Genomic DNA, 13729 nt, shown 5'->3' with positions numbered 1-13729 from the left:
AGCTTAGCTTTTACCTGATCAGAAGAGAGTTAAGAGTGACACACGACACGTTAGACAATTTGTCGAGTCTAATTGACGAGACTAAGGCTCGCTCGAGCAACGAAGCCGAGACGAGGCATAAAATAATCGATTTTATTTTGCATGATGTTTTGTCGTGGCCCCGCAACAGAGTGAAGGTCGAAGATTATATCGCTCCTGGCTTCGCCGACTATGTTCTAACCAAGCAAGACGGGTCCCATCTTCTTTTCATCGAGGCGAAGAGGGAGGGTATATATTTCGAGCTACCCATCCCTCATGCAAACGGTGAGACTTCCTGTTTTATCGGCATAGCAAAGCTTTTAACGAATGAAAACATTAAAAGCGCAATGACGCAAGTAAGGTCATATTGTATTGATACTGGGTGCGAATATGCCGGCATTACCAATGGCCACGAATGGGTTTTTTTTAAAACATTCGAGAAAGGAAAAAGATGGAATCTGCAAAACGCTTTTGTCGTACGGAGCCTAGAGTTTTTTCGAAAAGAATACACAAAAGCACGCAATTCATTTTCTTTCACCGCAATCATAGATCACGCGTCACTACCGGAGACTCTTAGCACAGCCCTTCCCAAAGATCGGAGCATTTATTACCCAAGAGAAAAGATAAATTCTTATTCCCACACCATAAAATCAAATTGGCTCGCCGCCAGAATTAGACCAGCCGTTAATTATTATTTTGGCGTAATAAGCGACGAGGATAGCGATTTCATGGAACGTTGCTATGTATCTCAGCGCGAATACCAAGATACTACCGACGGCATGCGCTCGCTGATTCATGATTCAATTTCGCCCTATTTTGAGGGGTATGGTGTCCAACAGCTTGATGATACGGGAAAGGGAGGGCGGCTCGGCGGTCGACTAACTAAGAATCTAAAAAATAACATCAAAGGCGAGGTGCTCGTACTTTTTGGCGGAAAAGGGGCGGGGAAGTCGACATTTATCAAGCGTCTCCTCCACCACAATTCGCCGCGATGGTTGTTGGAGAACGCACGGACTTGCATTATTGATCTTCTGAATGTACCCGAGGATCCGGCCGTCATCCGAGATACAACATGGACTCGCCTGGTTGCTGCCTTGGACACTGAAGGTTTGTTGCAGGAAGCAAGAGATCAACTCACACGTCATTTGTTCAACGACAGATTTCAAGTTGCCGAGAAACAGGATCTGGCCGGTCTCAGCCCAAAATCAGAGGCATACAACACCAAACTTAACGCGCTGATCAGCTCATGGAAATCTGACCGCGTGTATTGCGCAGAACGACTCGTTGCGTATTGGAAAAGTAAGGGCCGTGGCGCCATCGTCGTTGTGGACAATACCGATCAATACATATCGAAGGTGCAAGATTTTTGTTTTACGCTAGCTCAAGAAATAGCCAGTACGCTCGGATGCGTGGTCTTGATCTCGATGCGTGAAGAGCGCTTCTATGATTCAAAAATACATGGCGTCTTGGATGCTTATCAGAACTCTGGGTTCCATATCAGTTCCCCACGTCCTGCCGAAGTTTTTCGCAAGCGACTTGACTATTCGGTTCGGCTGCTAAAAAACGAAAATCTCCCTGCCCCCCTACTTGCCGGCTTTGATTCGAAGACTTCAGGAGCGACTTCGAAGTACTTTTCCATTCTTGCTCGTGAATTTTCAAATGATACGTCACCGCTTAATGGGTTTCTAACTGCTTGCGCACATGGTGATATCAGACTATCGCTAGACCTCTTCCGTGCATTTCTTCTTTCCGGGTACACGAATGTGGACGAGATGATAGAAAATGGACATTGGAATTTCCAGATTCATCAGGTCATTAAGCCAGTAATGATTCCTGATCGTTATTTTTACGACGAATCATTGAGTAGAATTCCTAATATTTTTCAATTAAGAACGACTAGACTGTCCTCTCATTTCACGGCGCTACGTATCCTTAGAAAATTGAGCAAAGGGCTGGATAAGGGATCACCCTCGTATTTTGACATAGCGGAATTGAGAGCTTATTTTTCAGAAACATTCGGCATGCTGGATGATTTCGAAAAAAATACAGACATTCTTCTAAAACATGGCTTTATCGAGGCGAACAACCGTCTAGATGAATATTCATCTTCCGTAGATAGCATAAAAATTACTAGATACGGCACTTACATGATCGAGGAGCTTGCTTGGAATTTTACATATCTCGATCTCATTTGTACCGATTGCGGCATATATGACGAACAGATAAGCAATTACCTAACGGAGGCGGCGAAGGAGGAATATTCACTATTCTTAAGAGGGGAGCGCGTTGAACGAGTGAAAGTTCGACTCGCACGAGTCGAGGAATTCATAAAGTACTTGGAAAGCGATGAATCCCGAGAACGCGAACTCTATTCACTGGGAATGCCGGTCGAGGAAATGTTCACTGCCAAAATTAGAGCGACCTTCGAAAGTGAGAAAAGTCGAGTTCTACGCAGCGCGAAGCGACAGACATTGCGTCGAGGAATCTAGCAATAGTGCGCGCTGTACGCATTCGAGCGGCCAGCATGAGACGAACGACAGTTTCCGCCGTCGAATCCGCGCTAGTAACAGTCTGCTGCCGGTTGGCAGCAGTAATTACGCGCGGCCGCTCATCTGAAACTGTACCGAAATTTCGGTACAGTCCAGGTACAGAGACCAGTTTTCACCAATTCAGCTAAAATACGCTAACCTACTGATTTGAAACTGGTTTTACCTATTTCAACCTACGCTAGAATTCGCCTCATTTCCCTGTAGAAACACTGTAAATCACCGACTCAAAATCCCCCGCCGCAAGGCGTGCCGGTTCGATTCCGGCCCCGGGCACCAATTTCGGAAGGCCGTCTCTGTTTATCAGGGACGGCCTTTTTATTTGGATATTGCGTAGATAACTGCAAAGGAGCCTTTCCCCTTACAGATTCATCTTGTTCATCATTTTCTGCGTCATCTCATCCTCACACTTGTGGCAAGCAAAGTATTCAATCCTTTCTGCATCCCCTGTCACAAACGCATCGCAGTGAGGGCATGCAATGGCTTGCCAGCCTCTATCAAAACAGGAGACACAACTCCACAAACCATCGATGTAAAAGACTGATGGTTTCGGATACTGACATTCATGGCAGTAAGCCACGCACGGCCCCCCCTCTTCCCACCAATCGTCTCCTGTCGTGTATTTTATTTTGCACAGAGAAATTAGCTTATCTGTATCGATAGGCTGAGCACAATACGGACATGAGCTCACCGTAGAGTGGAAAAACTCAAATTCATGGCCGCATTTGTCGCAGGCAACCTTCTCAGCTGTGGATCTTATCTTCACCCCCGCCTTTTGACAGACCATGCAGACATAGTTTGAGCCCCATGGATTCGTCTCGCTGATCAGCCCTGCGAGGGTGTGACAGCTACCGCACTCGACGAATACCCCTCCTTCCCGCTGCTTCTGCTGGATGACAGGTTGAAGGTCTTGAAATCTAGACTGGATGAAGTCCTTCTCGGCAAGGATTCTTGTATGGAGACGTTCAAACTCCGGGATATAAGCATTAAAGGTATCTTTCCATTTCATGGTCAACAGTTCATGAAGGTAATGCCACGATCGCCACTGTTCCATGACAACGCCTGCTTTGATACCACCCACATCAGCGTAATCAGTGTGGGCAAAGTGCACGATTTGATTTCGATGCTCCGCAAGCGCTTTGAAATTATTCAGTGCTTCATCTTCAATTGCTTCGCCGACAACGTCCTTGAGCCTCTTGGCGGCATCCTCTAAATAAACCGAATGGAAATCTCCCACGCTAAAGCTGGACAAACTGGCTGAGTCTGACTTACTCACGATGAGAGTCCAATGTTCTGCCATGAGCCTCGCTTTGAGGAATAGCTCTATCGCGGTATAGAAATCGACAATCCCATTCTTCGGTCTTTTGCCTAAATTATCGAGCGATGAATCGATGAAATCGATCGCATTCTTGACGACTGCGTCGAACATCTCATCCTTCGTCTGTCGCCGCTGCTGAATAAATTTTCTTGCCATAAGAGAGGATAAAAACCAATTTGAACATCTTTTGGGAAGCGACTACTAGAGCATCACTTCCGAGGCCGAAGCCTCGCGACTGCTTTAGAGAGGGATGCAAAAGCCATAGCCGACCTGAAACGATCCTTGGGTTAAGGCAGGTGCTCGCTCACTAGCTACCGACACTGGCCATGCGATCCGCAACCCATCAATTTCGATGTCAGTTAAAGCCCGGAGATAATGGCAGAAGCTAGCGTGGCAATACTTGCCACGTGGGGCAATGCCTTCAACAAGGTTGATACGACCACCTTGCTAGGTTTCGACGATGCAAGCTGCGCTTCTACTGCATCGACGACTTCCAGCGCATCCCGTTTTTGCTGAGCATCGGTCAGGCTCTGTACGACTTGGCGTAGGCCATCGACGTATTCTCGCAGGTCAGGGCCGATGTTCATGGTATTCGTCGATTGATCGACTGAGTGATTGTTGATTCGAGCGTTATGGCCTGTGATATTGTAAGTAATACTCTCTATACGCTGTTTGGCTTCAGGAAGACCCAACTTTCGCACTGACATCTGATAGTGTGCCTCGATCCCGTGAAAGGCTTCCTGAAAACCAGGATCAATTACCTCGAAAGTTTCAACGGCGCCATTGGATGCACGCCGCTCAATTAGATCCCTTGGCTCAATAAGAACATCCGAGCGATTTAAAAAAATTTTGTTGTGCTGTACGCTAGCTTTTAAGCCTTCGAGCAAATCACCGTTTTGCTTTCGCACACTGATATCATCCGTCATGAAATCATCAAAAGACATTGTTTACTCCTGACTATGATTGTGTCCGCAATGTAACAATCATTAAATCGAATTCAAGCAGCACGGCAAACGATTCTTGCAGGCCTATAGTTGTCTCTGTAAGTTGGCTGTTAAGGGTCGACTCCTGCCTTTAGCCAGATCAAGCTCACTGCTTATCCACAGCATTGGAAGGTCACTTTGGTTATCGGCACAATACCCTTTTTGCTGTAGCTTCCTGCTTTGCAAAGTGCCTACCTCGACCCAACGTCGCTTGGACTGTCACGAAGCAACTTGGCTGCTTGATCCACCTGCAAAACGAGTTGCTCACCTATACGCTGATGAAACCTTTTGACCTTGTAGGCCTGCCCCCGAACACGGGGCAACAACCTCTCCAACTCTTCACCAGAGTCGCCAGCCTCAACACGACGGCAAAAGGTATGGACAAGCGCACGAACCCGTGAGCGCTCTTTCGACGGCAATGATGGTTTGGTATTGCCTACTAATTTCAGAACCTCGATCGCACGACGGCCCGCATGCATAACCTCGTGCTTACCTGGGTGCACAAGCAGGCTTTTACTGGCCAACGCTGTGGCAACAGTTCTCACGACCCAATCAACACGAGATGCGCTCAGATGATCAGGACTAGACAACGTAATATCGTCTACATGGCGGGAATAGCGCGTCACTCCGATTGACGCAAGTTTTGCAACAAGCGGTGCCTCAATGTCCCATAGCGCCAAATTGGCTAGATAGCCACTTGTGGGAGCCCCTTGCTCCAGATGCCCATCTCGCGTAGTCAGCATCGTTAGTAATTCTGCTACTTCATTGGAGAAGCTGAAAAAAGATGACCAAATGTCGTACACAACATCGAAGCTCACGCTCGGATAGAACTTGGAAATATCTTCCTTAATTACCGACTCCGCATGCACGTGAATTTTTACGCTATCGGTATAGTCTTTACCCGGCACTCCACCTGTTAAGTAGTCTGGATAAATAACTCGCCTAAGAAAGTGCTCGTTAATACGATGCAAGACAGTCTTTAGCGGCTTACGGGTGTCATATAAGATACGTTGAGTACCGTCGTCTTTAGGAACAGTCTTCGCCACAAAGTACATGCGCGAAGCTCGCTTCGCCAACCTAAGAAGCTCATTAGGCTCCATTCCTAACGGATACCGAAGCGACTCTATCGACTGAACCCTATCATGAGGGTACTTGGGGGAATTCATTTCTGCCGAATTAGCCCAAGAGCAAGCTCCGAGAAACGCTGCTCCATTTTCTTATCCATGTGTTTCAAATCCTTCTCATCAGAAGCAAGGAAGATGATCACAGGCACAGGCACTTCCAACGCCTCTGCGACCTTATTTATTAAAGCCAAAGTAGGCTCGCGCTTGTCATTCTCCAAGCGAGACAAATAAGACGTGGAAATTCCCGCCCGCTCAGACACCGTCTCTAGGGACAGGTCTTTTGCCGTGCGGCAAAGCTTGAGGGTTTTTCCAATTTTCATAATATGAATACAACAAAAGTGTGGGCCTTGTGTGCTTCGCATCCACTTACTTCAAAAGTGTCATCACACTCGTGACAACACTCAGCAGTGACGACAAAAGCTGCAAGGCCTCTGACGCTATTTGCCCCTGCCTTGGGGCATCTGCCTGATCAACTTGCCTTTTGAGTTCGTCGATCTTGAATTTCATAGCTGCGTGCACTTCGGTGCTGAGCTGACCGTGAGTCAAATCCAAGAGCTCGTCGAGCTCTTGAAGTTGGTTCTTTAATTTACGCATTAGCGTTCTCCATTTCAGGCACATGCCTGCCGCCCAAGAGCAATGACCGGAAAGGAGTCGCTCAACACCTCAAGACCCACCACCGACGAAAGAGGCTAAGCCGCCCTTTCTGCACGATGACTGGCTGCTGGTTGCCACCTACTGTTCAGGGAGAACTTTTTGGTTGCGACCTGCCGCCTGCTACTAAGCAGGAAGTTCGATGCCTCGTCCCGCGACCACGGCGACCCGTGCCCACGTATTAGCCAGATGTTGGTCCATCTAGCGCCGGCTCGCGCCAGCGTGAAACGGTCTCATCTCAAACGAATGGAGTAATTTCTTAAAGAACACATGAGCGAAACGCCCACCCTGATTGAATTAGATCACAGCCTCAAAATGATGTCAATTTTTTTGCCTGCTAGGCAAGTTTAACTTCCGGCATCAATAGAATCGGAAGTAGAGCTTCGTTTGAATCCTCGATCCCCCGCCATAAACGCCTCTAGCATATGAGGGATCAGAGTTACCGCTTCTACTGTCTCCCCCATAAGTCTGCGCGTGTAGTGCAGCGTAACGATCAAGATCAGCCTTCAAGCTGGCTGGGCAAGTAAACGTCAGCTTGACGTTTTCAGTCTTGGGCAGTGGCCCAAGACGCAACTTTCGCGTGGTAGTCATCGCGACATTCCTCTATTAAAGAAAAGCGGCTGATACGGCCGCAACACCAAATCCCGATTAACGATGATGCGAACTGGCAGACCTGGCCGCTCAGTCAATGTGGGCTGGATGTTCATGTTGCGCCGGGTCATTTCCTGGCCGACCTGATTGATACTGTCCTGCGCGCTATCCCGACCAGCGATGATGACGCGATCACCATCCTGGCGGTTCTCCGGCGCGGCCAGCTCAGCGGCGACACCCAACAAAGTGGTTAATACGGCACCGGCGACGATACGATCCCAATGCCAGTCCACATCATCTTCCAGCCCGGCATAGCCGGATGGATCAGTACCGGCCAGGCTGTCGAGTGTCAGCGACGAGGTATCCGGCAGGATGACTCGATTCCAGACGACTTGAACATGGCTCTGCCCATAGCTGACCTGGCTGTTGTACTTACCAAGGATGCGTGAGCCTTGCGGAATCAGCAGAAACTGGCCCGTCGCCGAGTCATAGACGGGCTCCGTGACTGTCGCAATCACATCGCCCGGCAAGTCGGACTTGATACCCGTTACCAGTGCTCCTGCAATTACCGTCCCGGCCATCACTTGATACGGTGAATTCGGCATTTGCAGGTAAGCGTCTAGTACGAAGAATGCGCTTTGCTGGCTCGCTCAAGCAGTCGGTATCAAACGCGTTGGGTGAAAACAATCCATCAGACGCTCTAGGTCAAAAAGACTGGAGCGTATTGTTTTGAGCCTAGTCCTGAGAAGCTATCGCCCGCAGCGACAGACTCACGCGCTTGGTGTCCGCAGATCAAGTGTCGACGCGACCTATACGTGATTGGGCATGTGCCCGATTACAAAATAGGTCATGAACATGAGAAAGGGAATAGAAAAGAAGGGTCATCAACTGCGGCTGGCGCTACGTGCGGCCATGTATCAGAGATCGCACAGCACTTCATATGTCGCGAACCACGTGGGCATCAGCCAGAGCTATCTGTCAGAGCTCATGAGGGGTGATAAACCAATGGAACATGTCAGTGATAGGCACCTGAGAGCATTCGCTGCTTATCTGGGCGTCCCTCCAGTGGCCGGCTTCGTGCTTGCCGGCAGGCTCGATGCGTCGGACTTCCTTGAGGAGATCCCTCCATTGAAGGAAAGACTGGCAAAGGCGCTGAGTACGGTGTGCGCATCGCCATCGGCAGCAGAAGCTCAGATCCAGGAAAGTGATCTAGCAACATTGCCTGTACCTGTGAAGATGCTCATTGTCTTGCTGTATCAACAAACGCAGCAGGCCGACCTGTTCCGAGCCTCGCAGGCATGGTGGGAGTCGAGGCGTATTGTTTTTCAGGACTAAGCGAGTGTTCTCTGCCCCCTACTCAAACTGTGAGTAAGGGGCATTTTTCTCGAAAAACTTAGGGAGAGTCCAGAAACGACCAAAGCCGCCGATCGACTAACTCCTGGACTCAATGGTTATAAAAGTAGGCCTGCTTGAACGAAATCTCATGTAAGTCATAGAGCGATCATGTCGGCGACTTGATATCCGAGATTTGTGATCTGGAATACTTCACCCTTGTGACCACGATCAGCAACAAGCTCGTGAAACCTAAGTTTCTGGAGCGCCTCTTCCCATTTTGCGACTTCTCGCCGATCATTGAACAAAATCAAGTTTTTGCCATTGGCTTGAATGGCAGTGCCGTCTAAATGGCGGATATGAAGGATCGTTCCATCCGCATCTTTACTTGCTTCTTTTAGCAAGACTTTTGCTTCTTGCGATAGATTCGGGAGATTAGTGTGAGAGTCGACGACGGCCGTTTCATTCTGACCATTCTCTTCAACTTTAAACAGCGGATGCTCATTTACTTTCAGCTGCAGATGACGGTAGAACTTGTCCTTGAAATTAGCAAGACTGTCATAGCTCTCATAGAGACCTCGCCCTTGGCACGATTGCCTAAATTCCTTCAACTGCTGAATTTGCTCGAGATCGACCGTGTCCATGGCAACGGGTTGACTTGAAAAATACAGCATAGCTGGCTTTCCAGACACAATGTGTTCTTCAATCTCCTCCACTGTACCGCTCAAATGCTTTTCAGTAGGTGTTCCGATCCTGGTCCAGAAAACACCTACCAGAAGATCACATTTATTTAATACCTGACGGTTGATGATCTGCTGTGCGGGCAATCCCATCTCTGGAGATGAATGCGTTTCCCAGCCAATGGGGAGTAAGACGATCTTCCTCGCTCCAGAATGCACAGCGTTCCATTCGTACACTACATCACGAACGATAGCTCGTTCTGACGCCACATCACCGGGCGAAGCAATCATTACGTTGAACGTAGTAGCGATATAACTCACCTCACTCTCCTAAACATTTTTTATAATGCATATGGTGAATATCTGTAATTGGCAGATTGTAGCCAAAGGTCGATGACCGAATCCGACCCAAAGCGGACCGTCAGCAATGGCAAAAACGGCCCGAAGCGGTGGTTGTCTGTATGCGTCCGGTAAACCCACATTGAAGGCCAGCGAGATCCGATAGAGCATACGTGTCCATTAAATATGAGCGTGTGGCACGACAAACAAGGTGAGACTCAGCGTCAATCAAGGTGAGACGGCGCGTCGGCTGCTGATCGTCGGGAGGGCGTAGCCCGAACGCAGATCCGCACTCACCGCACTGCCTGGTTTCTTCCAGGTTCTGTGATCGCGGTCGGCCCGGTACGGTAGTGGTTTTCCTAGATGGAGAACCTCCGTCGTGCCGGGTCGCCATGTAACCGATCAACAGATGAGGCTTTTCATGAAGCTTAGACAGAACCATTCCATCGAAACGGCCGCCGCAAAGGCAGGAATGAGCCGAGCCACAGGCTACCGGATTGCAAGCGCTCCCCGTTTACCGTCGCAAGATAAAGAGCCCCGAGGTCGACGGCGACCCGACCCGTTGGGACAGATATTTGAGACGGAAGTCGTCCCGTTGCTGCGATCTGCACCCGGTTTACGGCCGGTCGCGGTGTTCGAGGAGATGCTGCGCCGTCATCCTGAGCTCCAGTCCGGAGTGCGCCGCACGCTGGAGCGACGCATCCGCGCATGGCGAGCGATGCACGGCCAAGAGCAAGACGTAATCTTCCGTCAGGTGCACGCCCCGGGTCGCCTGGGCCTATCGGATTTCACCGATATGGGCGCCCTCGATGTAACGATCGCCAGGCAGCCACTTGAGCACCTCCTTTATCACTTCCGACTGCCGTGGTCGGGGTTTGAGCATGCTCACGTTATCCTGGGTGGCGAGAGCTTCGTCGCCTTGGCCGAAGGCTTGCAGAATGCCCTTTGGTCGGCAGGGGGCTCCCCGGCCTCTCACCGGACTGACAGCCTCTCGGCTGCGTTCCGTAATCTCGACGCCCAGGCCCGCACAGACCTGACAACACGCTACGAGGCGCTTTGTGCGCATTACCGCATGACGCCCACACGGAACAATAAGGGCGTTGCCCACGAGAACGGGGCCATTGAGAGCGCCCATGGTCATCTGAAGGCCGCCATTCGCGACGCGCTGCTGATGCGCGCCAGCACGGACTTCGACGATCTGAGCCGCTACCGCACCTTTATTGACGAGATCGTTGGACGCCGCAACGCCTCTCGTGGCAAGGCCATCGAGGCCGAACGCAGCCATCTTCGAGAGCTGCCCTGGCAGCGCACTACGGACTTTGAAGAGATCATCGTCACCGTGACCAGCTCCGGCGGCTTCACCTTGCGTAAGGTCTTTTACACCGTGCCGTCGCGTCTGATCGGGCATCGATTACGAGTGCGTCTGTTCGATGATCGGCTGGAAGTCTTCATCGGTGGGTCGCCCCTGTTGACCTTGCCGCGCGGCCGTGCGCAAGCCAACGGCAAGCATGATCAGGTGGTGAGCTATCACCACGTCATCCACGCCCTGCGCAAGAAACCCATGGCGCTGCTGAACCTCGTCTATCGGGACAAGCTCTTTCCACGACCCGCGTTTCGTCGTGCCTACGAGGCCCTTTGCGCGGCGTTGCCCGAACGGCAAGCGTGCAAGACCATTGTTGAACTTCTGGCGCTGGCGCACGATCGCGGCTGCGAAGCCGAGCTCGCCGCAGAACTGGAGCAAACCTTGCAAAAGGGTGAATTGCCGCAGTTGGCCGCCCTTCGCATGCGTTTCTCGCCCGATCCGGCTCAGCTGCCTGTCATCACCGTCACGCCCGTTCAGTTGGGCAGCTATGAAGCGCTGATCGATAACGCCCACACGCTGGAGGCGCACGCATGAGCGCCGCACCCTACACCATCGACGAGGCACGTCTGGGCATCATGCTCAACGAATTGCGGCTGCCCACCATCAAGGCCTTCTGGCCTCAGTTCGCCAAACAGGCCGATCAGGATGGCTGGCCCGCCGCGCGCTTTCTTGCGGCCATTGCCGAGCATGAGCTTGCCGAACGCGCACATCGCCGGATCGCGCGACATCTGGCCGAAGCCCACCTGCCCGCCGGTAAGACACTGGATAATTTCGCGTTCGAGGCGGTGCCCATGCTCTCCAAGGCCCAGGTGACTGCCATGACTGCGGGCGACAGCTGGCTGGCTAAAGGGGCTAACGTCCTTCTCTTTGGCCCACCCGGCGGGGGCAAGACGCATTTGGCTGGCGCCATTGGTCTAGCGCTGATCGAGAACGGGTGGCGTGTGCTGTTCACCAGGACCACCGACCTCGTGCAGAAGTTACAGGTCGCCCGCCGCGATCTTCAGCTCGAGGCAACCATCGCAAAGCTCGATAAGTTCGACTTACTGATCCTCGACGATTTGGCCTACGTAACCAAAGACCAGGCTGAAACTAGCGTCTTGTTCGAGCTCATCTCGGCCAGATATGAGCGCCGCTCCCTCATGATCACCGCCAACCAACCCTTCGGTGAATGGAACCGGGTCTTCCCTGACCCCGCCATGACGCTTGCCGCCGTTGATCGACTTGTTCACCACGCCACAATCTTCGAGATGAACGTCGAGAGTTACCGGCGCCGTTCCGCCCTAGAGAGCAAACGGCACAGAGGCCGGCCCGCTTCCTTCGCAACAATCCACAATACGTCGTTGATTGACGCGCCGCGACAGACGCAAGAGCTCAATGATATTGACAGCGACAATCAGCATGATAATCTCGACGCCGCTGCGACATAGAATCTCATCTTGATTGTCGCGCTCGTCTCATCCTGATTGACGCGCCACAATGAGCGTGGACACGTGTACATGAACGATCAGAGCCATTCAGGCCGACGGCGCCGGCGCACCTTTGACCCGGTATTCAAGGCGGAAGTCGTTGCAGCCTGCCAGCATCCGGGCATATCGGTTGCCGCCGTGGCATTGAGCCACGGCTTGAATGCTAATCTGCTGCGCCGCTGGGTGATGGAGAATGAGCGATACGGCCATCACGCGCTAGGCGACGATGATCAGCCGGAATGTCGCTCAAGCGCCCTGACGGTTCAGAGTCCGAGGACCTCCCCGCCATTTATCCCTGTACCTCTTAGCTCCGGCCCGTCACACGCGGGCAACGAGGCCATCCGCCTGGAACTGAAGCGAGGCACCACCACGGTGAACATCTCCTGGCCGGTGAGCGCGGCGGCGCTGTGTGCGGAGCTCCTTGGCGAGTGGCTGCGTTGATCCGGATCGACCAGATCTGGCTGGCTGTCGAGCCGGTGGACATGCGATCAGGCATAGACCGGCTGCTCGCGCGAGTGGTCGAGGTGTTCGGTGCTTCGCAGCCGTATCACGCCTACCTGTTTGCCAACCGTCGCGGTACCCGGTTGAAGGTCCTGGTCTGCGACGGCTTCGGCGTGTGGCTGGCTGTGCGTCGGCTGCACCAAGGCAGCATGCACTGGCCGCGGCCTGGCGACATGTGCATGGAGCTGACGGCTGAGCAGGCCCAAGCCCTGGTGATCGGTTTGTCTTGGCAACGACTCGGGCAGTTCGACACCATCAGTATCCTCTGACGACGGATTGGCAATCCGGGGCTGCGCGAATGGTGCAGCGCACACCGATCATGGCATGATGTCGGCCATGTCTGAAACGTCTGTGCCTAACCTCGATGAACTGGATGCCGCCGCCCTGCGGGCGCTGGCGCGCCACTTGATGGGCGAGATCCAGGAGCGCGACCAGGTGCTGCACGAGACGCGCACAGTGGTTGGGCGTCAGGCACACGACATCCAGTTCAAGGAAACTCGCATCCGGCAACTGACGCACGAGATCGCCATCCTGCGTCGGTATCGCTTCGGCAAGAAGAGCGAACAACTGGGCGGTGTGCAGGGTCTGCTGCTGGAAGACGCGGTGGACGCCGACATTGCCGCCATTGAGCAAGAGCTCATCGACCTGGGCGGGCCACAGATCGCCCAACGCGCGGTCTCCCAGCCCAAACGCCAGGCCTTGCCTGCGGAGCTACCCCGTATTGAGGTTCGCCACGAACCCGACTCCACGACGTGCACCTGCGGCTATCAGCTGCAACGTATCGGTGAGGACACCGCCGAGAAACTGGACTACACGC

General features: G+C 52.3%; 13 protein-coding genes and 2 pseudogenes. 7 read left to right on the top strand and 8 right to left on the bottom strand.

The window, feature by feature from the left end; all coding sequences use genetic code 11:
- The first annotated feature begins 35 nt into the window (after positions 1-35).
- Positions 36-2507, top strand: a complete 2472-nt coding sequence (locus tag H0A72_RS21010; protein WP_180158475.1) for a hypothetical protein — start codon at positions 36-38, stop codon at positions 2505-2507.
- Positions 2508-2925: 418 nt separating this feature from the next.
- Here H0A72_RS21010 and H0A72_RS21005 read toward each other — a convergent pair whose 3' ends face one another.
- The 7 genes and pseudogenes from H0A72_RS21005 to H0A72_RS20975 all read right to left on the bottom strand — a co-directional run.
- Entirely contained in the window at positions 2926-3993 is a 1068-nt protein-coding gene (locus H0A72_RS21005; protein WP_246437103.1) for an FmdB family zinc ribbon protein, read from the bottom strand.
- 248 nt (positions 3994-4241) lie between these two features.
- Complete coding sequence (locus H0A72_RS21000) at positions 4242-4826, bottom strand: hypothetical protein (protein WP_180158473.1); 585 nt, start codon at positions 4824-4826, stop codon at positions 4242-4244.
- A gap of 230 nt (positions 4827-5056) precedes the next feature.
- Entirely contained in the window at positions 5057-5920 is an 864-nt protein-coding gene (locus H0A72_RS20995) for a reverse transcriptase family protein (RefSeq protein WP_184157631.1), read from the bottom strand.
- A gap of 107 nt (positions 5921-6027) precedes the next feature.
- Positions 6028-6351: a helix-turn-helix domain-containing protein gene (locus tag H0A72_RS20990; RefSeq protein WP_180158471.1), complete on the bottom strand. Its 324-nt coding sequence runs from the start codon at positions 6349-6351 to the stop codon at positions 6028-6030.
- Between the two features lie 4 nt (positions 6352-6355).
- A complete protein-coding gene (locus H0A72_RS20985; protein ID WP_180158470.1) occupies positions 6356-6583 on the bottom strand; it encodes a hypothetical protein in 228 nt (75 codons plus the stop codon).
- A 404-nt stretch (positions 6584-6987) separates the two neighbouring features.
- Positions 6988-7231: pseudogene (locus H0A72_RS20980) on the bottom strand (DUF2274 domain-containing protein).
- Positions 7228-7842: pseudogene (locus tag H0A72_RS20975) on the bottom strand (TraB/TrbI/VirB10 family type IV secretion system protein); the annotation flags it as partial. The pseudogenes H0A72_RS20975 and H0A72_RS20980, both read right to left, overlap by 4 nt.
- 238 nt (positions 7843-8080) lie before the next feature.
- Here H0A72_RS20975 and H0A72_RS20970 point away from each other — a divergent pair.
- On the top strand, positions 8081-8566 hold the full coding sequence (locus tag H0A72_RS20970) for a helix-turn-helix domain-containing protein (RefSeq protein ID WP_180158469.1): 486 nt from the start codon (positions 8081-8083) through the stop codon (positions 8564-8566).
- 155 nt (positions 8567-8721) lie between these two features.
- On the opposite strand, the gene H0A72_RS20965 is transcribed toward H0A72_RS20970, so the two are convergent.
- Positions 8722-9564, bottom strand: a complete 843-nt coding sequence (locus tag H0A72_RS20965; RefSeq protein WP_180158468.1) for a DUF4062 domain-containing protein — start codon at positions 9562-9564, stop codon at positions 8722-8724.
- Between the two features lie 397 nt (positions 9565-9961).
- Here H0A72_RS20965 and istA point away from each other — a divergent pair, with 397 nt between their 5' ends.
- The 5 genes from istA to H0A72_RS20940 form a co-directional block, all read left to right on the top strand.
- Positions 9962-11479 (top strand): IS21 family transposase, encoded by a 1518-nt coding sequence (istA, locus tag H0A72_RS20960; protein ID WP_425502562.1) that lies wholly within the window; start codon positions 9962-9964, stop codon positions 11477-11479.
- Positions 11476-12372, top strand: coding sequence for an IS21-like element helper ATPase IstB (istB, locus tag H0A72_RS20955; protein ID WP_180158467.1), 897 nt, complete (start codon positions 11476-11478; stop codon positions 12370-12372). The genes istA and istB overlap by 4 nt, the downstream gene beginning before the upstream one ends.
- A gap of 69 nt (positions 12373-12441) precedes the next feature.
- On the top strand, positions 12442-12852 hold the full coding sequence (gene tnpA / locus H0A72_RS20950; protein WP_180158466.1) for an IS66-like element accessory protein TnpA: 411 nt from the start codon (positions 12442-12444) through the stop codon (positions 12850-12852).
- Positions 12840-13181, top strand: a complete 342-nt coding sequence (gene tnpB / locus H0A72_RS20945; RefSeq protein WP_218953433.1) for an IS66 family insertion sequence element accessory protein TnpB — start codon at positions 12840-12842, stop codon at positions 13179-13181. Before tnpA ends, tnpB begins: the two co-directional genes overlap by 13 nt.
- Positions 13182-13248: 67 nt before the next feature.
- The coding region (locus H0A72_RS20940; RefSeq protein ID WP_486352013.1) for a transposase domain-containing protein at positions 13249-13729 on the top strand (481 nt) is incomplete at its 3' end.

The organism is Parapusillimonas granuli (assembly GCF_013416525.1).
GTDB lineage: Bacteria > Pseudomonadota > Gammaproteobacteria > Burkholderiales > Burkholderiaceae_B > Parapusillimonas > Parapusillimonas granuli.
Note: the sequence above shows the minus strand (reverse complement) of the source record. Positions and strands in the feature narration are given on the sequence as shown.

Bases quoted from the DNA above. Each gene is read 5' to 3' on its own strand.
- H0A72_RS21005 (WP_246437103.1), bottom strand. From the start codon at position 3,993: ATGTTCGACGCAGTCGTCAAGAATGCGATCGATTTCATCGATTCATCG.
- H0A72_RS21000 (WP_180158473.1), bottom strand. From the start codon at position 4,826: ATGTCTTTTGATGATTTCATGACGGATGATATCAGTGTGCGAAAGCAA.
- H0A72_RS20995 (WP_184157631.1), bottom strand. From the start codon at position 5,920: ATGTACTTTGTGGCGAAGACTGTTCCTAAAGACGACGGTACTCAACGT.
- H0A72_RS20990 (WP_180158471.1), bottom strand. From the start codon at position 6,351: ATGCGAAGCACACAAGGCCCACACTTTTGTTGTATTCATATTATGAAA.
- H0A72_RS20985 (WP_180158470.1), bottom strand. From the start codon at position 6,583: ATGCGTAAATTAAAGAACCAACTTCAAGAGCTCGACGAGCTCTTGGAT.
- H0A72_RS20970 (WP_180158469.1), top strand. From the start codon at position 8,081: ATGAACATGAGAAAGGGAATAGAAAAGAAGGGTCATCAACTGCGGCTG.
- istB (WP_180158467.1), top strand. From the start codon at position 11,476: ATGAGCGCCGCACCCTACACCATCGACGAGGCACGTCTGGGCATCATG.
- tnpA (WP_180158466.1), top strand. From the start codon at position 12,442: ATGAACGATCAGAGCCATTCAGGCCGACGGCGCCGGCGCACCTTTGAC.